The 19,333-nt window shown below is 70.9% G+C and carries 16 protein-coding genes; 5 read left to right on the top strand and 11 right to left on the bottom strand.

The window, feature by feature from the left end:
* Positions 1 to 47 precede the first annotated feature (47 nt).
* Positions 48 to 1,166 (top strand): polyprenyl synthetase family protein, encoded by a 1,119-nt coding sequence (locus tag ACXKZB_RS08255; RefSeq protein WP_123312961.1) that lies wholly within the window; start codon positions 48 to 50, stop codon positions 1,164 to 1,166.
* A gap of 70 nt (positions 1,167 to 1,236) precedes the next feature.
* Here the strand turns inward: ACXKZB_RS08255 and ACXKZB_RS08250 are convergent, their stop codons facing one another.
* Positions 1,237 to 1,593: an Rv2175c family DNA-binding protein gene (locus ACXKZB_RS08250; protein WP_222660695.1), complete on the bottom strand. Its 357-nt coding sequence runs from the start codon at positions 1,591 to 1,593 to the stop codon at positions 1,237 to 1,239.
* Positions 1,594 to 1,764: 171 nt separating this feature from the next.
* Between ACXKZB_RS08250 and ACXKZB_RS08245 the strand changes: the two genes are divergently transcribed.
* Together ACXKZB_RS08245 and pknB are read left to right on the top strand one after the other, a co-directional pair.
* On the top strand, positions 1,765 to 3,054 hold the full coding sequence (locus tag ACXKZB_RS08245; RefSeq protein ID WP_488825639.1) for a LysM peptidoglycan-binding domain-containing protein: 1,290 nt from the start codon (positions 1,765 to 1,767) through the stop codon (positions 3,052 to 3,054).
* A gap of 82 nt (positions 3,055 to 3,136) precedes the next feature.
* Entirely contained in the window at positions 3,137 to 5,206 is a 2,070-nt protein-coding gene (pknB, locus tag ACXKZB_RS08240) for a Stk1 family PASTA domain-containing Ser/Thr kinase (RefSeq protein ID WP_488825638.1), read from the top strand.
* A 287-nt stretch (positions 5,207 to 5,493) separates the two neighbouring features.
* Here the strand turns inward: pknB and ACXKZB_RS08235 are convergent, their stop codons facing one another.
* The 3 genes from ACXKZB_RS08235 to ACXKZB_RS08225 form a co-directional block, all read right to left on the bottom strand.
* Entirely contained in the window at positions 5,494 to 6,879 is a 1,386-nt protein-coding gene (locus ACXKZB_RS08235; protein ID WP_488825637.1) for a class II 3-deoxy-7-phosphoheptulonate synthase, read from the bottom strand.
* Between the two features lie 93 nt (positions 6,880 to 6,972).
* Complete coding sequence (locus tag ACXKZB_RS08230) at positions 6,973 to 7,698, bottom strand: lysophospholipid acyltransferase family protein (protein ID WP_488825636.1); 726 nt, start codon at positions 7,696 to 7,698, stop codon at positions 6,973 to 6,975.
* A gap of 60 nt (positions 7,699 to 7,758) precedes the next feature.
* A complete protein-coding gene (locus ACXKZB_RS08225; protein ID WP_111085799.1) occupies positions 7,759 to 8,712 on the bottom strand; it encodes an ROK family glucokinase in 954 nt (317 codons plus the stop codon).
* 122 nt (positions 8,713 to 8,834) lie between these two features.
* Here ACXKZB_RS08225 and ACXKZB_RS08220 point away from each other — a divergent pair, with 122 nt between their 5' ends.
* On the top strand, positions 8,835 to 10,730 hold the full coding sequence (locus tag ACXKZB_RS08220; protein ID WP_488825635.1) for an AMP-dependent synthetase/ligase: 1,896 nt from the start codon (positions 8,835 to 8,837) through the stop codon (positions 10,728 to 10,730).
* Positions 10,731 to 10,832: 102 nt separating this feature from the next.
* Here ACXKZB_RS08220 and ACXKZB_RS08215 read toward each other — a convergent pair whose 3' ends face one another.
* From ACXKZB_RS08215 to ACXKZB_RS08205, 3 genes are all read right to left on the bottom strand, one after another.
* On the bottom strand, positions 10,833 to 10,964 hold the full coding sequence (locus tag ACXKZB_RS08215; protein WP_260233057.1) for a hypothetical protein: 132 nt from the start codon (positions 10,962 to 10,964) through the stop codon (positions 10,833 to 10,835).
* 125 nt (positions 10,965 to 11,089) lie between these two features.
* Positions 11,090 to 11,593, bottom strand: coding sequence for a peptide deformylase (locus tag ACXKZB_RS08210; protein WP_488825634.1), 504 nt, complete (start codon positions 11,591 to 11,593; stop codon positions 11,090 to 11,092).
* Position 11,594: 1 nt separating this feature from the next.
* The gene (locus ACXKZB_RS08205; protein WP_488825632.1) at positions 11,595 to 15,005 is read right to left on the bottom strand and encodes a pyruvate carboxylase; all 3,411 of its coding nucleotides are present in this window, start codon (positions 15,003 to 15,005) and stop codon (positions 11,595 to 11,597) included.
* A gap of 60 nt (positions 15,006 to 15,065) precedes the next feature.
* Here ACXKZB_RS08205 and ACXKZB_RS08200 point away from each other — a divergent pair, with 60 nt between their 5' ends.
* Positions 15,066 to 15,887 carry a ParA family protein gene (locus ACXKZB_RS08200; RefSeq protein WP_111085803.1) on the top strand — a complete coding sequence of 274 codons (822 nt, stop codon included), beginning with the start codon at positions 15,066 to 15,068 and terminating at the stop codon, positions 15,885 to 15,887.
* Between the two features lie 397 nt (positions 15,888 to 16,284).
* Here ACXKZB_RS08200 and ACXKZB_RS08195 read toward each other — a convergent pair whose 3' ends face one another.
* The 4 genes from ACXKZB_RS08195 to ACXKZB_RS08180 form a co-directional block, all read right to left on the bottom strand.
* On the bottom strand, positions 16,285 to 16,845 hold the full coding sequence (locus tag ACXKZB_RS08195; protein ID WP_123312967.1) for a MerR family transcriptional regulator: 561 nt from the start codon (positions 16,843 to 16,845) through the stop codon (positions 16,285 to 16,287).
* Between the two features lie 184 nt (positions 16,846 to 17,029).
* On the bottom strand, positions 17,030 to 17,734 hold the full coding sequence (gene ftsR, locus ACXKZB_RS08190; protein ID WP_123312968.1) for a transcriptional regulator FtsR: 705 nt from the start codon (positions 17,732 to 17,734) through the stop codon (positions 17,030 to 17,032).
* Positions 17,734 to 18,213: an FHA domain-containing protein gene (locus tag ACXKZB_RS08185; RefSeq protein WP_111085805.1), complete on the bottom strand. Its 480-nt coding sequence runs from the start codon at positions 18,211 to 18,213 to the stop codon at positions 17,734 to 17,736. The genes ftsR and ACXKZB_RS08185 overlap by 1 nt, the downstream gene beginning before the upstream one ends.
* A 113-nt stretch (positions 18,214 to 18,326) precedes the next feature.
* Positions 18,327 to 19,331 carry a FecCD family ABC transporter permease gene (locus tag ACXKZB_RS08180; protein WP_488825631.1) on the bottom strand — a complete coding sequence of 335 codons (1,005 nt, stop codon included), beginning with the start codon at positions 19,329 to 19,331 and terminating at the stop codon, positions 18,327 to 18,329.
* Positions 19,332 to 19,333: the final 2 nt, after the last annotated feature.

Below are 19,333 nucleotides of genomic sequence, written 5' to 3'. Positions count from 1 at the left end.
TGAATGGACCGATTCTACGTCCCAACCGCTCCACTAGGGTAGGGACTGTGGCTGAGAGTACGCGATTAGTGGACCTCGTATCGGCGCGTATCGACCGGGCACTCGACGAGCAGCGTGAGCGGCTCCTCGCGATCAGCCCCGATCTCGCCCCGTTCGACCTGTACGCCCGTGATCTGCTGTCCGGCGGCAAGCGCTTCCGGGCGCTGTTCTGCTACTGGGGATGGCAGTCGGTGGCGGGCCGTTCGGGCTCGTTCGACCCGCTCGCCGAGGGCTCCCGCCAGACCACGGCCGAGGCGATCGTCACGGTCGCCGCGGCGCTCGAGGTCTTCCACGCCGCGGCCCTCGTGCACGACGACATCATGGACCGCTCGGACACCCGTCGCGGGCGTCCCGCAGCGCACCGCCGCTTCGAGTCGCTCCACCAGGAGTCCGGTTTCGTCGGCGACCGCGGACAGTACGGCACGAACTCGGCACTGCTGCTCGGCGACCTGCTGCTCTCCCTCAGCGACTCGGTGTTCGACGAGGGCCTCGCGCTCCTCGACCCGGTGCGCGGCCGCATCGTGCGCCAGGAGTTCCACGCCATGCGCCTCGACGTCACCGCGGGCCAGTACCTCGACGTGCACGAAGAAACAGCCTGGCCCGTCATCGACGAGTCCGAGCACCTGCTCCGCGCCCAGCGCGTCATCGTCTTCAAGTCGGCGAAGTACTCGATCGAGGCACCGCTCGTCATCGGCGCCCTCGTGGCCGGCGCGAGCGAGTCGCAGCTCGAGGGCCTCCGCGCCTTCGGGCTCCCCCTCGGCGTCGCGTACCAGCTGCGCGACGACATGCTCGGCGTGTTCGGCGACCCCGAGGTCACCGGCAAGCCCGCGGGCGACGACCTGCGCGAGGGCAAGCGCACCGTGCTCATCGCCTCGGCGCGCAAGGCCCTGGCGAGCGGCCCGCGGCAGCTGCTGGACGAGCTCCTCGGCGACCCGGACCTCGACGAGGAGCAGGTGCAGATGCTCCGCGCCACCCTCACCGAGTCCGGTGCGGTCGCCGCGGTCGAGCGTTCCATCGACCGGCACGTGCAGCGCGCGAAGGCGGCGCTCGACGCGTCGCCGCTGACGCCGTCGGCACGCGAGCAGCTCGCGTCGCTGGCCGACACGGTCAGCCGCCGGTCGTCCTAGACGCGACACCAGGACAGACGGGAGGCCCGTGGCGACACCGCCACGGGCCTCCCGTCCATCCGGGACGCGTCTAGAGCAGCGACTGCGCCACGCGACGCACCTCGGCCTTGCGACCGGCGCGCAGCGCCGCGATGGGCGAGACGCCCATCGAGTCGTCCACGGTGAGCATCCAGCGGACCGCCTCGTCGTCGGTGAAGCCGTTGTCGCCGAGCACGGTGAGGGTGCCACGCAGCTCGGGCAGGGGCTCGCGGTCCTCGATGAACTCGCTCGGCACGCGCAGGACGCCACCGACGCGGGCCGCCAGCAGGGTCCGCTCCTCGAACAGGCGGTGGATCCGACCGGGGCTGGTGCTGAACAGGTCCACCAGCTCGGGGACGGTCAGCCAGCGCTCGGAGAGGGTCAGGTCGTCGACGGGTGCAGCACTCACACGCCCATGGTGCCAGAGCGGGGCACCGAGTGAGTACGCCTCGTTCGTCACATTCGTCACACGCACCACATCCGGCTCTCTGGTTGACTTGGGAATCACACCATGCCAGCGTTGTGCCACCTGTGAGTGCGCGCATGCACGCGCACGGGACAGTCGAGATCAGGAGAAACCGTGGACAACGCTGCAGACGAAGCCGCCCGACGCGCACGATCCGCCCGGTTCGCGACCATGCCCATCGTCCTCGCGGGCACGATCGCGGTGACCGCCGGCCTGACCGGCCCGGTCGCCCACGCCGAACCGCGACACGACGACGCGGACGCGAACCACAAGCGCCACGTCGACCAGGACCGCAACGTCGGCAACCGTCCGGTCTTCGGTACCGCGGTCGCTCGTCCGTCGCAGACCACCGTCACGACGGTCGCCGCGACGACGAAGGCAGCCGTCCCCACGAACTACACGGTCCGACAGGGCGACACGGTCTCGGGCATCGCCGCCCGCTTCGGCCTGTCGGCGCAGGAGGTCCTGGTGCGCAACGGCCTCGGCTGGAACACGATCATCCACCCCGGGCAGACGCTCCACCTGGCGTCGACACCTGCGGTGACGACGGCGCGCACGACCACGAGCGCCGGATCGACGTCCGGCTCGGGGTCGAGCACCTCGAGCTACCACGTCAAGTCGGGCGACACCGTGTCCGGCATCGCGTCGCGGGTCGGCGTCTCGACGACGGCGCTCCTCAGTGCGAACAAGCTCTCGCAGCGCAGCGTGATCTACCCCGGCCAGACCCTTCGGGTGCCGCACGGCTCGTCCGGTGGCGGCTCGGTGTCGACGGTCGCCGCGTCGTCGGGTTCGTCGAAGTCGAGTGTGAAGATCTCCTCGGGCGACACGATCGGCTCGATCGCCGCGTCCCACCACGTCTCCGTCGCCGCGCTGTTGTCGGCGAACGGCCTGACCTACACGAGCACGATCTACGCGGGCAAGACCCTCGTCATCCCGTCGTCGAGCTCCGCCGCGGCGACGGCCGCCGCGCCGTCGCGTGCCGCGGTGAGCGCCGCCGTCGGACTGAGTGCCGAGCAGCGCCAGAACGCGGCCACCATCGTCGCCGTCGGCCGCTCCCTCGGGGTGTCCGACCGCGGCATCGTGGTGGCGTTGGCCGCGGCGATGCAGGAGTCGAGCCTGCGCAACCTGCCCCACGGTGACCGCGACTCGGTCGGCCTGTTCCAGCAGCGACCGAGCCAGGGCTGGGGCAGTGCGGCGAAGCTGCAAGACCCGGCGTACGCGACGAAGCTGTTCTTCGGCGGGCGGAACAACCCGAACGCGGGCAAGACCCGCGGGCTGCTCGACGTGCCCGGGTGGTCGTCGATGAGCATCACCGACGCCGCCCAGGCCGTGCAGCTCTCCGCCTACCCGAAGGCCTACGCCAACTGGGCGAGCGCCGCCGAGGGCTGGCTGGCCACCCTCTGAGTCTCATCCGGAAGATCGAGATTGGGTCACGACCGGTGCGCCGGTGCGGTCCCGTGCAGTCTCGATTCGTAGAATGCCGCCGATGACCACCAACGCCGCCACGGATCCGATGATCGGTCGCATGATCGATCAGCGGTACCGCGTCCGCTCCCGCATCGCGCGCGGGGGCATGGCGACCGTGTACCTCGCGACCGACGTCCGCCTCGAGCGACGCGTCGCGATCAAGATCATGCACGGGCACCTGGCCGACGACCAGGCCTTCCGCGAACGCTTCATCCAAGAGGCGAGGTCGGCCGCACGGCTGTCCCACCCGAACCTGGTCGGTGTCTACGACCAGGGCGCCGAGGACGACACCGCGTACATCGTCATGGAGTACATCCCGGGCATCACGCTGCGGGACCTGCTGCAGGAGCACCACGCCCTGACGCCGGAGCAGGCGACCGACATCCTGCGGGCGGTGCTGGCCGGCCTCGCCTCGGCCCACCGCGCCGGCATCGTGCACCGCGACCTGAAGCCCGAGAACGTCCTGCTCGCCGACGACGGCCGCATCAAGCTCGGCGACTTCGGTCTGGCCCGCGCGACGACCGCGAACACCGCGACCGGCGCCGCCCTGCTCGGCACGATCGCGTACCTGTCCCCCGAGCTCGTGACCCGTGGCGCTGCCGACTCGCGCAGCGACATCTACGCGCTCGGCATCATGCTCTACGAGATGCTCACCGGCGAACAGCCCTACAAGGGCGAGCAGCCGATGCAGATCGCCTACCAGCACGCGAACGACACGGTGCCCGTGCCGAGCGCAGCGGTGTCCGGCGTGCCGCCCGAGCTCGACGAACTCGTCGCCTGGTCGACCGCCCGCGACCCCGAGGACCGCCCGCGCGACGCCCGCGAGATGCTCGACCACATGGCCGGCAACCAGCAGCGCGCGACGGGCCAGTACCGGACGGCCGTGCTGCGGCCCGAGAACGCGACGGCGATCCTGCCGTCCGGCGGCGGCGCCACGGCCGGGGCCGGCGCGGCCGGCGCCGGTTCCCGCGCAGCCGCCGCCGACGCACCGGCGGCGGCGACCGACGCAACGGCCATCATCGACTCCCCCGAGCGGAGCCGCCCGGCGACCCGCAACCGCAACACCGGTCCGGGCCCCCGCCGCACCGGCGCGCAGCCCGGCGTGCTGTCCCCCGCGGGGCAGCGCCTGGCCGACCTGTCAGCGAAGCGCCGGAAGCGCGGCTGGATCGCACTGTCGGTCTTCGTCGTGCTCCTGCTCATCGGCGCGGGCTTCGGCTGGTACTTCGGGCCGGGGCCGGGTGGCAACGTGCGCATCCCCGAAGTGACGGGCAAGTCGGTCTCGCAGGCCCGGCAGCTGCTCGAAGCCCAGGGCCTGCACGCGGCGTCGAAGACCGGAACCCGGTTCGACGCCGTCGTCGCGAAGGGACAGGTGTCCGTCACGAAGCCGGCCGCGGAGCGCGAGGTGCAGAAGGGCACGTCCGTGCAGCTCGTCGTGTCGAACGGCCCGAGGATGATCGCGCTGCCGGCGATCGTCGGGCAGCCGATCTCCACCGTCACCGCAGCGCTCGACGACGACTTCGAACTGCAGGACAACCGGTACGAGTTCTCCGCCGACGCCGCGAAGGACACCGTCATCGCGGCGACCGGGCGCGCGTCGGGCGGCAAGGCGCTCGACCTGACCGCGGTCAAGGCCTACGGCGAGACCGGTCCGGTCACCCTCACGGTGTCCCTCGGGGCCGTGCCCGACGTCGTCGGCAAGACCGTCGACGAAGCGTCGGCAGCACTCGACGACGTCGGACTGATCCTCGGCGCACGCACCGAGGAGTACAGCGAGACCGTCCCCTCCGGCCAGATCGTCTCCGCCGAGGTGCAGGACTCCCCCGCCGTGCGCGGCACCGCGATCGACGTCGTCGTGTCGAAGGGTCCGGCTCCGATCACCGTCCCCGAGGACGGCGTCGTCGGCGCGACGATCAACGAGGCCACCGCGACGCTCGAGGGCCTCGGGCTCAAGGTCGCCGTACCGGACTGCACGAACATCCTGTGCGGGTTCTACGACTGGAAGTCGAAGCTCCCGGTGACCGGCACCGACCCGGGCGCCGGGGCCACGGTGTACCGCGGCGACACGGTGACGCTCGCCTACGACCAGTAGCGGTCGGGCAGTCCGGTCCGCCGAAGCGACACCGTTCCGGCGTGCCTCGCCGAAGCCACCGCGAGAGCGACAGTGTGCCGCCGGACATCGGCGGCACACTGTCGCTTTCGCGAACCGGCGCCGGTGTCTCCTCGCGGGACGGGCAGTGGACGCGACCGGCACGGCGGACGGGAGGCGCGGTGCGGAGCCGCCACGGGCCTCCCGTCCGGCACGCGGAAGCGACAGAACCCCGCGAACGGTTCGCGGGGTTCTGTCGCTCTGGCGGGACTGACCCGCTCCGCTGCGCGCTACGCGCGCACGTGCGGGTGCGCGCCGAGCTCCTCGGCCACGAGGAACGCGAGCTCGAGCGACTGCATGTGGTTCAGCCGCGGGTCGCAGAGCGACTCGTACCGGGTGGCGAGGGTGGCCTCGTCGATGTGCTCCGAGCCGCCGAGGCACTCGGTGACGTCGTCACCGGTGAGCTCGACGTGCATGCCGCCCGGGTACGTGCCGACCTGGCGGTGCGCCTCGAAGAAGCCGAGGACCTCGTCCACGACGTCGTCGAACCGACGGGTCTTGTAGCCGGTGGGCGTGGTGAGGCCGTTGCCGTGCATCGGGTCGGTGACCCAGAGCGGGTTGGCGTCCATGCCCTTGATCGCCTCGAGCAGCTTGGGCAGCTCGTCGCGGATCTTGCCGGCACCCATGCGCGTGATGAACGTCAGGCGGCCGGGCTCGCGGTTCGGGTCGAGCTTGTCGACCAGGGCCTTCATGTCGTCGACGCTCGTGGTCGGGCCGAGCTTCACGCCGATCGGGTTCCGCACCCGCGACAGGAAGTCCACGTGGGCACCGTCGAGGTCACGGGTACGCTCCCCGATCCAGATGAAGTGGCCCGAGGTGTCGTAGGCCAGACCCGAGCGCGAGTCGATGCGGGTCATCGGACGCTCGTAGTCCATGAGCAGACCCTCGTGCGACGCGTAGAACTCGACGTGCTTGAGCGCCTCGAAGTCGGCACCGCAGGCGTCCATGAAGCGGATCGCGCGGTCGATCTCCTTGGCGAGGTGCTCGTACCGGGCGTTCGCCGGGTTCGACGCGAAGCCCTTGTTCCACGAGTGCACCTGGCGCAGGTCGGCGAAGCCACCCTGCGTGAAGGCGCGGACGAGGTTCAGGGTCGACGCGGCAGTGTGGTACCCCTGCACCAGGCGGCGCGGGTCGGCCGTCCGGCTCTCGGGCGTGAAGTCGTAGCCGTTCACGATGTCGCCGCGGTAGGCGGGCAGCGTGACGTCGCCGCGGGTCTCGTAGTCGCTCGAGCGCGGCTTGGCGAACTGCCCGGCCATGCGGCCCATCTTGATGACGGGCATCGAGGCGCCGTAGGTCAGCACGACGGCCATCTGCAGGATCGTCTTGACCCGGTCACGGATGGAGTCGGCGGTCGCACCGGCGAACGTCTCGGCGCAGTCACCGCCCTGCAGCAGGAACGCCTTGCCCTGGGCGGCGGCGGCGAGCCGCTCGCGGAGCTTGTCGACCTCGCCCGCGAAGACGAGGGGCGGCAGGGTGGCGATCTCGGCCGAGGCGGCTTCGGCCGCGCTCGCGTCGGGCCACGTCGGCTGCTGCTTGATGGGGAGCGTGCGCCAATAGTCGAGCCCCTCGATGACGTCCGGATCCTGCAGGGCGACGAAGTCGGTCGACTCGGGCAAGGGCGTTACCTCGGTGTTCTGTGCGGGCGGCCCGCCTGGCCGCCGGAAGGCGGCAGAACGGGCGTCCCGGCGGAGTGCCGGGACCATCAGAGCCTAACGTGCGGGCGACGACTTCCGTTCCCGCATGACGGCCTCGCGTGCGGAGCTCGCGCGTTCCTTGACGCTGGTGGCGTAGACGTCGACGTACTCCTGCCGGCTCAGCCCGGCGAGCTCGTGCATGACCTCGTCGGTGACGCTCCGCAGGATGAACCGATCGGTCTCGAAGCCCTGGAACCGCGAGAAGTCGAGCGGCTTGCCGAACACGACGCCGACCCGCTTGATCTTCGGGAAGCGCTGCCCGATCTGCTGCACCTCGCGCGTGCCGACCATCGCGACGGGGACGACGAGGACACGGCCCTCGAGGATCATGCGCGCGATGCCGGTCCGGCCCCGGTAGAGCTTGCCGTCGGGGCTGCGGGTGCCCTCCGGGTAGATGCCGAGCTGTTCACCGCGGGCCAGGACCTGCAGGCCGGTGCGGAGCGACGCCTCGGACGCCTTGCCGCCGGAGCGGTCGATGGGCAGCTGACCGATGGCGTTGAAGAACGTCTTCGTCGCCCACCCCTTGATGCCCCGCCCGGTGAAGTAGTCGCTCTTCGCCAGGAAGGACAGCCGCCGGTCGAGCACGGCCGGCAGGATCACCGAGTCGATGAACGAGATGTGGTTCGACGCGAAGATGACCGGCCCCTTGGCGGGGACGTGCTCGCGGCCGACCACCCAGGGGCGGAACAGGGTGAGGATGAGCGGGCCGAGCAGGAAGTTCTTCAGCAGCCAGTAGGTCATCGACGACTCCAGGTGGTGGGCGGGCCAGAGCGACCTTACGCGGTGCGGACGCGGATGCGCCTACGCCGTGCGGGCGTGGATGCGGGCCAGGTCGGCGGCACCGACGACCCCGGCGTCGTTGACCAGCTCGGCGATCACGAAGTCCGGCTCGGGGTGGTAGCCACGCGCCGGCAGGTTGTTGAGGTACGCCTGCTTGATCGGGTCGAGCAGCCGGTCCCCCGCGCTGGCGACACCGCCACCGAACACGAAGAGCTGCGGGTCGAGGACCGCCGACAGTGAGGCGCAGGCTTCACCGAGGTGCCGACCGAGACGGCGGAGCGCCGCGAGGGCACCCGGGTCGTCGGCCAGGATCAGGTCGCCCACGATGTGACCGTCGAGCTCGCCGCCGTTGGCTTCGCGCGCGTCGGCCAGGGCCGAGCCGATGCCGCCGGCGTCGGCGACGTCGTTCGCCATCCGCTGCAGGGCACGGCCGGAACCGTACTGCTCGATGCAGCCACGGGCACCGCAGCCGCAGGGCAGACCGTTCGGCACGATGCGCAGGTGCCCGATCTCGCCACCGGTGCCGAAGCCGCCGCGGAACAGGCGGTCCTCGGTCACGATGGCGCCGCCGACGCCGGTGCCGATGGTGAGCATGGTCATGTCGGAGACGAGGCGGCCGGCGCCGAAGCGGAACTCGGCCCAGCCGGCGGCGTTGGCGTCGTTGTCGACCGTGATGTGCAGGTCGCCGAGGCGCTGCTGCAGCTTCTGGCGCAGCGGCTCGTTCCGCCACCGGATGTTCGGCGTGTAGTAGACGATCGACTGCGAGGCGTCGATGAACCCGGGAGCCGCGACGCCCACGGCGCCGACCTCGTGTCCCGAACTGAGTCGCTCGACCATCGAGACGACGTCGTCGAGCATGGCGTTCGGGTCCGCAGCGTTGGTGGCCACGCGGTCCTCGGCGATGATCTCGCCGAGTTCCGTCACGACCGCTCCCGCGATCTTGGTGCCCCCGATGTCGATTCCGATGGCGTGCACGGTCCAAGAGCCTACCGGTTCGCCGCGAACTCACGGAACGCCCGGTCACGCGCCCTATGCTGACTGTGACGCCTCGAAGGATGAGGCGCCCTCGAATCGAACCGGCAGACAAGGGAGTCACCGTGAACGATCAGCGACCCGTACCCGGCACCGAGGCGTCGACCGGGAGGCACGCATCGCGTCCGACCAGCGGCCCCGTCGCTCCTGACCACGGCTCCGCAGCGCGGCTGCTCGGCGACCGCGCCCGACTGACGCCGTCGCGTCCGATCCTGGCCCAGCGCCACGGTGACACGTGGACGACGATCACCGCCGGCGAGGTCCTGGAGCGGGTCCGCGGCATCGCGAAGGGCTTCGTCGCCGCCGGCCTCGAGCCCGGCGCCCACGTCGCCATCCTGTCCCGCACGCGCCTCGAGTGGACCCTCGTCGACTTCGCGGTGTGGACCGCGGGGCTGGTCTCCGTCCCCGTCTACGAGACGAGCTCGCCCGACCAGGTCCGGTGGATCCTCTCCGACTCCGAGGCCGTCGCGATCGTCGTCGAACAGGAGGAGCACGCGCGTCGGGTCGCCTCGATCGCACCGGACCTGCCGCACCTCGGACAGCACTGGACGATCGACGGCGGTGGGCTCGACGACCTGACCCGGCTCGGCGAGGACGTCACCGACGACGAACTCGACGCCCGGACGGCGACCGTGCACGGCCACGACGACGCGACCATCATCTACACCTCCGGGTCGACCGGACGCCCGAAGGGGTGCGTCCTGCGGCACGACAACTTCACCGCGACGGTCGAGAACGCCAGCGTCGCGATGCCCGAGGTCGTCGCGGACGGCGCCTCGACCCTGCTCTTCATCCCGATGGCCCACGTGTTCGCCCGGTTCATCGCGGCGATGTCGGTGTCGGCCGGTGTCCTCGTCGGCCACGAGCCGGACACGAAGGACCTCATGCAGGCGGTGTCGTCCTTCGAACCGTCGTTCCTGCTGGCCGTCCCCAGGGTCTTCGAGAAGATCTACAACGCGTCCGAGCAGAAGGCCGACCTCGGCGGCAAGGGGAAGATCTTCCGGGCCGCGGCGGACACGGCGGTCGCGCACTCCGAAGCGCTGGCCGCCGGGCGGGTGCCGCTCGTGCTCGGCCTGAAGTTCAAGCTCTTCGACAAGCTGGTCTACGCGAAGCTCCGGAACGCCCTCGGCGGTCGGACCGAGTACGCGGTCAGTGGTTCGGCACCGCTCTCACCGCGGCTGTCGCACTTCTTCCGGTCGATCGGCGTGCTCATCCTCGAGGGGTACGGGCTCACCGAGACGACGGCCCCCGCGACCGTGAACCGCGCTGCAGAGCTCCGCATCGGCACGGTCGGCCGTGCGCTGCCCGGCGTCGAGATCCGGATCGCCGACGACCAGGAGATCCTGATCCGCGGGGTCGACGTGTTCGACCGCTACTGGCGGAACGACGAGGCCACGGAGCACGCCTTCACCGACGACGGCTGGTTCCGCACGGGCGACCTCGGGCGGCTCGACGCCGACGGGATCCTGACGGTCACCGGCCGCGCCAAGGAGCTCATCGTCACCGCCAGCGGCAAGAACGTCGCCCCCGCGCCGCTCGAGGACGGCATCCGCGAACACCCGCTCGTCGGACAGGTCGTGGTCGTCGGCGAGGGCAAGCCCTTCGTCGCCGCCCTCGTCACGCTCGACCGCGAGATGCTCCCGGGGTGGTGCGAGAGCCGCGGGATCACCCCGGCGCTCTCCGCGCACGAGGCCGCGTACGACGAACGCGTGCTCAGCGCCGTGCAGGAGGCCATCGACACCGCGAACGGCCGGGTCTCACGAGCCGAGTCGGTCCGGTCGTTCACGATCCTGGACACCGAGCTGTCCGAGGGCTCCGGACACCTGACGCCGAAGCTCACGATCAAGCGGTCGGTCATCCTCCGCGACTTCGCGGCGGACATCGACCACATCTACTCGGGGTCGAAGGTGCAGACCACCGCGACGCCCGTCATCGAGGAGCGTCGCGGGCGCCGCGCGTAGCGCCCCATCGTCTCGGGGTACCGGGGCGTTTCGGGCGTACCAGGTCGTTTCTCCTGACCAGGTACGCCCGATTCCGCCAGGTGCGCGCGGGGTGCAGGGGGCTCAGGCCTCCGGTGACTGCTCCGTCGCAGGGGCGTCGAGGACGGCGGTCGCACCGGTGGCGACGGTGGTGTCGGCCGGACGACGGTTGGTGCGGGTGCGGTGGGAGCTGAGCTCGTCAGTTTGACTGGTCATGCGGGAGTCCTGGGGGGATGGGATGGTCGTCGGTGGGAGGCCGACGCCGATACGGTACCTCTTCGTCAGGACAAAGCGACAATCCCCCGTGGGGGTGTCATGAGCAGGTGCTCAGCGCCACCCGATCAGTGGAACCACTCCTGCGCCCGGATGTCCCGCAGCGCCTGCCGCCGCACCTCGGGATCGAGCGTCATGACGTAGACGGTGCCGTCGAGGTGGTCGACCTCGTGCTGCAGCGCCTCGGCCATCAGCCCGGTGCCCTCGAGCACCACCTCGGCGCCGTCGACGTCGACGCCGCGGACCTTGGCGTAGGGGTGTCGTCTCGTCGGGTAGCCGAGGCCGGGGACGGACAGACACCCCTCCTCCATGAGTTCCGGCTCCCCCGAGACCTCGACGATCTCCGGGTTCAGGACGTAGCCGACCTCGCCGTCGACGTTGTAGGAGAAGGCGCGCAAGGCCACACCGATCTGCGGCGCGGCCACGCCGGCGCGGCCGGGCTCCTTGACGGTGTCGATCAGGTCCTGCACGAGGTCGCGGACCCCGCTCGACCCGAGTGCGGCCGGAGCGATCGGGTCGGCGGGCGAACGGAGGACGGGGTCGCCGAACAGGCGGATGGGACGGACGGTCAATTTACTGCAGCACCACCAGGAGGTCGCCGGCGTCCACCTGCTGGGTCACCGGGATCGCGAGACGGCCGACGGTGCCCGCCACGGGCGCCGTGATGGCCGCTTCCATCTTCATCGCCTCGATGCTCGCCACGGCCGCTCCGGCCTCGACGACGTCACCGACGGCGACCTTGAGCGTCACCACACCGGAGAACGGTGCAGCGACGTGTTTCGGGTCGGACTTGTCGGCCTGCTCGGCGACCTTCGTCTCGACCTCGATCGACCGGTCACGGACCGAGACCGGGCGGAGTTGCCCGTTCATCGTCGCCATGACCGTGCGGATGCCCTTGTCGTCGACCTCGCCGATCGCCTCGAGCCCGACGAACAGGTTGACGCCCTTGCCGAGCGGCACGACGTGCTCCTGCCCGGGGCGCAGCCCGTACAGGTAGTCGACGGTCGGCACCACGGACAGGTCGCCGTACTGGTCGCGGACCCGCTCGAACTGCGCCGTGGGCTGCGGGAACAGCAGTCGGTTCAGCGCCTGCTGACGCTCGGGCCCCGGGGTGTCGAGGTGCGCGCGCTCGGCGTCCGGCACCGGCGTGATCTCGAGGCGCACGTCGCGGCCCGCCAGGACCTTCGTCCGGAACGGCTCCGGCCACCCACCGGGCAGATCGCCGAGCTCGCCGGCCATGAACCCGACCACCGAGTCCGGGATGTCGTACTTGTCCGGGTTCTGCTCGAAGTCGGCGGGGTCGGCGTCCACCGCGGCGAGCTGCAGCGCGAGGTCACCGACCACCTTCGACGACGGTGTCACCTTGGTCGGGCGTCCGAGGATCCGGTTCGCCTCGGCGTACCAGTCCTCGACCTGCTCGAACCGGTCGCCCAGGCCGAGCGCGATCGCCTGCTGGCGGAGGTTCGACAGCTGACCGCCGGGGATCTCGTGCTTGTAGACACGACCCGTCGGCCCGGGCAGCCCGGACTCGAACGGGGCGTAGGCCCGACGGACCGCCTCCCAGTACGGCTCGAGGTCGCCGACCGCGTCGAGGGACAGGCCGGTGTCGCGCTCGGTGTGCGCCAGGGCGGCGACCAGGGCGGACATGCTCGGCTGACTGGTCGTACCGGCCATCGGCGCCGAGGCGACGTCCACCGCGTCCGCGCCGGCACGCGCGGCGGCGAGGAGTGTCGCGAGCTGACCGCCGGCGGTGTCGTGCGTGTGCACGTGCACCGGCTGGTCGAAGCGCTCGCGCAGCGCGCCGACGAGCTTCTCGGCGGCGCCGGCGCGGAGCAGGCCGGCCATGTCCTTGATCCCGATGACGTGCGCGCCGGCCTCGACCATCTGCTCCGCGAGGCGGAGGTAGTAGTCCAACGTGTACAGGTCCTCGGCAGGATCGAGGAGGTCGGCGGTGTAGCAGAGCGCCGCTTCGGCGACGGCCGTGCCGGTCGCGAGCACCGCCTCCAGGGCCGGTCGCAACTGGCTGACGTCGTTGAGCGCGTCGAACACGCGGAAGACGTCGACGCCCGTGGCGGCGGCCTCGGCGACGAAGGCGTCCGTCACCTCGGTCGGGTACGGGGTGTAGCCGACCGTGTTGCGGCCGCGCAGCAGCATCTGGATCGGGATGTTCGGCATCGCCTCGCGCAGCGAGGCCAACCGCTCCCACGGGTCCTCGCCGAGGAACCGGAGGGCGACGTCGTACGTCGCCCCGCCCCAGGCCTCGACGCTGAGCAGCTGCGGCGTGAGCCGCGCGACGTACGGCGCGACCGCGACGAGGTCCTTCGTGCGGACGCGCGTCGCGAGCAGCGACTGGTGTGCGTCACGCATCGTCGTCTCCGTCACCGCGAGCGGGGTCTGGGCGCGGAGTGCCCTCGCCCACTCGGCCGGGCCGGTCGCCAGCAGCAGGTCGCGCTGGCCCTCGGGCACCGGGGCGCTGAGGTCGAGGGCGGGGAGCTTCGCGCTCGGTTCGGTGACCAGCGGCGACCGCTCGCCGTTCGGCTTGTTCACCGTGACGTCGGCCAGCCAGTTCAGGACCTTGGTGCCGCGGTCCTTCGACACGTGGCCGCTGAACAGCTGCGGGCGCTCCTCGATGAACTTCGTCGAGACGTCGCCCCGGGCGAAGTCCGGATCCTCGAGCACGGCCTGCAGGAAGGGGATGTTCGTGCTGACGCCGCGGATCCGGAACTCGGCGAGGGCGCGCTTCGCACGGGCGACCGCCGTCGGGAAGTCGCGTCCGCGGCACGTCATCTTGGCGAGCATCGAGTCGAAGTGCGGGCTGATCTGCGCACCGGTGGCGACCGTGCCGCCGTCCAGGCGCACGCCGGCGCCGCCGGGGCTGCGGTAGGTGGTGATGCGGCCGGTGTCCGGGCGGAAGCCCTGCGTCGGGTCCTCCGTGGTGATGCGGGTCTGCAGCGCGGCCCCGTGCACGGCGACCGTGTCCTGCGACAGGCCGAGGTCGGCGAGCGACTCGCCCGAGGCGATCCGCATCTGCGACTGCACGAGGTCGACGTCGGTCACCTCTTCGGTGACGGTGTGCTCGACCTGGATGCGCGGGTTCATCTCGATGAAGACGTGCTGTCCCTCGCGCTCGCCTTCGGTGTCCAGCAGGAACTCGACGGTGCCGGCGTTGACGTACCCGATCGACCGGGCGAAGGCCACGGCGTCGCGGTGCAGCGCCCGCGCGATCGCGGGGTCGAGGTTCGGCGCCGGAGCGATCTCGACGACCTTCTGGTTGCGACGCTGCACGGAGCAGTCCCGCTCGAACAGGTGGATCGTGCCCGCCTCGGTGCCCGTCGCGTCGGCGAGGATCTGCACCTCGATGTGCCGGGGCCGGATCACCGCCTGCTCGAGGAACATCGTCGGGTCGCCGAACGCACTGTCGGCCTCGCGCATCGCCGCTTCGAGCGCCGCACGGAGCTCGGGCTTCGTCTCGACCCGGCGCATGCCGCGACCGCCACCACCGGCGACGGCCTTGGCGAACACCGGGAACCCGATGGCGTCGGCGCCGGCGAGGAGCTCCTCGATGTCACGACTCGCCGGGGTGCTCGCGAGGACCGGGACACCGGCCGCGATCGCGTGCTCCTTCGCGGTCACCTTGTTGCCGGCCATCTCGAGCACGTGCTCACCCGGGCCGATGAACGTGATCCCTGCTGCGGCGGCCGCGGCGGCGAGCTCCGGGTTCTCGGACAGGAATCCGTACCCCGGGTAGATCGCGTCGGCACCCGACTCGCGCGCCACGCGGATGATCTCGGAGACGTCCAGGTACGCCCGGACCGGGTGGCCCCGCTCACCGATCAGGTAGGCCTCGTCGGCCTTCAGTCGGTGCAGGGAGTTCCGGTCTTCGTACGGGTAGACGGCGACGGTGCGCGCCCCCAGTTCGTACGCGGCACGGAACGCACGGATGGCGATCTCACCGCGGTTCGCCACGAGGATCTTGCTGAACACGACGTCCCTTTCAGCCCGGGTTGAGGTGAGACAACCCTAGTGGCGGTAACGTTGCTGATCGTGCATGTACTCAGCGTGAGCTCCCTCAAGGGTGGTGTCGGCAAGACGACGGTGACGCTCGGCCTGACTTCGGCCGCCTTCGCCAAGGGACTGCGCACGCTGGTGGTGGATCTCGACCCGCAGTCCGACGTCTCCACGGGCCTCGACATCAACCTCGCCGGACACCTCAACGTGGCCGACGTCCTCGAGAACCCGAAGGAGAAGATCGTCCGTCAGGCGATCGCCCCGTCCGGGTGGACGAAGGGGTCGCAGGGCAAGATCGACGTGATGGTCGGATCGCCCTCCGCGATCAACTTCGACGGTCCGCACCCGTCGATCCGCGACATCTGGAAGCTCGAAGAGGCGCTGGCCAACGTCGAGCAGGACTACGAGCTCGTCCTCATCGACTGCGCGCCGTCGCTGAACGCCCTCACGCGTACCGCGTGGGCAGCGTCCGACCGCGTGACCGTCGTCACCGAGCCCGGCCTGTTCTCCGTCGCCGCCGCCGACCGCGCGCTCCGGGCCATCGAGGAGATCCGCCGCGGTCTCTCCCCCCGCCTGCAGCCCCTCGGCATCATCGTGAACCGCGCCCGCGTGCAGTCGCTCGAGCACCAGTTCCGCATCAAGGAGCTCCGCGACATGTTCGGCCCGCTCGTGCTCTCCCCGCAGCTCCCCGAGCGCACCTCGCTGCAGCAGGCGCAGGGTGCCGCGAAGCCCCTGCACGTGTGGCCCGGTGAGTCCGCGCAGGAGATGGCGCGCAACTTCGACCAGCTGCTCGAGCGCATCATGCGCACCGGCAAGATCGGTCCGTACGCCGACGGTGCGGGTGCGGCCGGCGCCTAGGCGGTAGTTCGTTCGGCGCCGAGGTCGTTCGGCGCCGGGGTTGTTCGGCGCCGGGTGTTCGGCGCGCCCGCTCGCATTCGCCGAGGTTCCAGGACTCGCCGCTCAGGTTCGCCGAGGTTCCACTCACGAGCCCTGAGCGCGCCGAGGTTCCGAGATCTCGGAACCTCGAGGGCGCCCGGTCGGGGCGCCACGGTCGGGGCTCTCGTCCGAGTCGCCCGTCCGAGTGGCGCGCCCGAGTGTTGCGTCCGCTGACGTCACGCGGCCGGTCGATCGCGGGCGAGGTTTCAGGACACGCCGCTCAGGTTCGCCGAGGTTCCACTCCTGAACCCCGAGCGCGCCGAGGTTCCGAGATTTCGGAACCTTGGGAGCAGGCGTCGGGGCGGGCGCGGCCCCGGGGTCAGGACGCGCGGGAAGCGCGACGAGCGGCGAGCTCGTCGGAGGGGTCGGCCGCCGCGGTGGCGTCGAGCTCGACCAGGGAGGTCTCGACCTCGCGCAGGACCTTGCCGACTGCGATGCCGAAGACACCCTGGCCGCGGGACACCAGGTCGATGACCTCGTCGTCAGAGGTGCACAGGTACACCGAGGCGCCGTCGGACATCAGGGTCGTCTGGGCGAGGTCCGACACGCCCGACTCGCGGAGCTGGTTCACGGCGGTGCGGATCTGCTGCAGCGAGATGCCGGTGTCGAGCAGGCGCTTCACGAGCTTGAGCACGAGGATGTCGCGGAAACCGTAGAGACGCTGCGAACCGGAGCCGGCAGCACCGCGGATGGTGGGCTGCACGAGTTCGGTGCGAGCCCAGTAGTCGAGCTGACGGTACGAGATGCCGGCTGCACGAGCGGCGACGGTGCCGCGGTACCCGTTCTGCTCGTCGTGTTCGGGGAGGCCGTCGGTGAAGAGCAGCCCGAGGTCGTACCGCGTCGTGTCCGACTCGGTGCCTGGGGTGTCGTTCCCACTCATGCGCTTGCCTTCCACGACGATCGAGCTCCCACCCGAAGGTTCAACGACGGGTTGAGAGTTGTTCCGAGGTCAACGGTAGCGACTCCGACCGCTCCCGCGCGGGACATCCGACTCGGCGCGTCCGGCGTGTCGAGGATACGCCCCACCCACTGACGCACAAGCCCCCGCGGAGCACCGGAACGCATCATGCGTCGAGACGACCGATCGCCGCGCGGATGAGGCTCGAGCGGATGACCTCGAGCTGGACGGCGATCTCGCGTGCCAGTTCGGTGGCCTTCGCCCGCGACGTGGCGTCACCCCGGCGGGACACGGGCATGAGTGCGGATTCGATGAGCCCGACCTCACGCTCGGCGGTGCTGCGGAGCGTGCGCAGGTGGCGCGGCTCGATGCCGGTCCGCTGCAGCTCGACGAGCGCTTTGAGGACGGACACGCTGTCCTCGCCGTAGGTCTCGGTGGCAGGGAGCAACGAGGCGGAGACCGCGTCTGCCAGGAGCATCGGGGACGCGCCGGCCGCGCGCGCGGTCTCGTCGCGGGTGTACCGACGTTCGCGCCCGAGGATCGAGGGGCGAGGGGCGTCGCCACCACCGGGTAGGACCGGTTCGCGCCCCGCGTCGAGGTCGGCGAGGTAGTCCTTGATGACCTTGAGCGGCAGGTAGTGGTCGCGCTGCAGGCCGAGGATCACCCGGAGGCGGTCGACGTCGGCCGCCGAGAACTTGCGGTACCCGCTGGCCGTGCGGATCGGCGTGACGAGCTCACGCTCTTCGAGGAAGCGCAGCTTGGAACTCGACAGGTCCGCGAACTCGGGCTTGAGGCGAGCGAGGACCTGCCCGATCGTGAGCAGGTCCGGTGCCGCTGACCCCGCCCGGGCCGCAGCGGACCGTGCGGCCACTACGCGTTCGCCAGGCGCGCCAGGTCGACCCGGGACGCGTAGAACGTCAGACGGAACTTGCCGACCTGGACCTCGGCCCCGTCGGTGAGCGGCGCTTCGTCGATGCGTGCACCGTCGAAGTACGTGCCGTTCAGCGAGCCGTTGTCCTTGACGGTGAAGGCCGTGCCCTGCCGCAGGAACTGCGCGTGCTTGCGGGAGACCGTGACGTCGTCGAGGAAGATGTCGGCGTCGGGGTGTCGACCGGCCGTCGTGACGTCGGAGTCGAGGAGGAATCGCGCACCCACGTTCGGACCGCGGCGCACGACGAGCAGCGCCGATCCGGACGGTAGGGCGTTGACCGCCTCGCGCTCTTCGGCTGAGACACCGGACTCGGCGGTGAGCGCCGCGCCCATGTCCATGCTGAAGGTCAGCGTGGTGTCGACCAGCCGCTGCTCCGGGGTCTTCTGACCGTCGGGCTGCGGGACCACTGGATCTGGCATCGGTGGACCTCCTCCTCTTGGCCCACCAGCGTATCGGAAAGGAGGGCTCCAGCGGCAGCCCCGAACTGGGCCTGTGGACGATCGTCCGCGGTGCGCGAACGCGCGGTCCGGGTTCAGCGACCGCGCGCGAGCAGCCAGAGCAGGTACGGGGCGCCGACGACGCCCGTGACGACACCGACGGGCAGGGCGTTACCGGGGATCGCGAACTGGGCGATGAGGTCGCTGCCGAGCGTGATCGCCGCCCCCACCGCGGCGGCCGGTCCGAGGGCGACGCGGCCGCCCCCGACGAGGCGACGGGCGATCGGCGCCGCCATCAGTGCGACGAACGACACCGGCCCCGCCGTGGCCACCGCGGCGGCGGTCAGGCACACCGCGGTGAGGAGCAGCAGCACCTTCGCACGGTCCGGCCGGAGCCCGAGGGCCGCCGCGACCTCGTCACCGAGCGTCAGGACGGTCAAGCGCGACGACTGCAGCAAGGCGAGCAGGAACAACACGACGAACGCGACACCGAGCACCCCGACCAGGTTCCGGTCGACGGCGTTCAGGCTCCCGGACAGCCAGAGCAGCGCGGTGCCGGCCTGGGTGACGGTACCGCTGGTGAGCATCCACCCCGTGATGCTCAAGCAGATCGCCGCGACGCCGATCCCGACGAGCACGACCCGGTTGCCGGTGATCCCCCGGCGCCAGGCCAGTGTGGCGATCACGACCGAGACGACGACCGCGCCGACGAGCACGACCGAGAAGAGCGTGCCGCCGGAGGCCCCGAACAGCACGATCGCGGTGAGACCCGCTGCACTGGCACCCGAGGTGATGCCGATGACGTCCGGGCTCGCGATCGGGTTGCGGACGACGCTCTGCACGATGGCGCCGGCGACTCCCAGGCTCGCGCCGACCAGCACCGCACCGAGCACCCGCGGACCGCGCAGTTGCCCGATGACGAAGTCCGAGATGCGGTCGCCCTGACCGAACAGTGCGCCGGCCACCTGCGCCGGGGTGAGCGGGATCGAACCGACACCGAGTCCGACGAGCACCAGCGCGACGAGCACGACGACGACGGCCGCCAGGACCACGAGCTCGCGCCGGACACCGACGAGCGTGCCCCGAAGGGACGTCGACACCG

Source organism: Curtobacterium sp. ABR8 (assembly GCF_057812125.1).
This window is presented reverse-complemented; position numbering and strand designations above follow the sequence as displayed.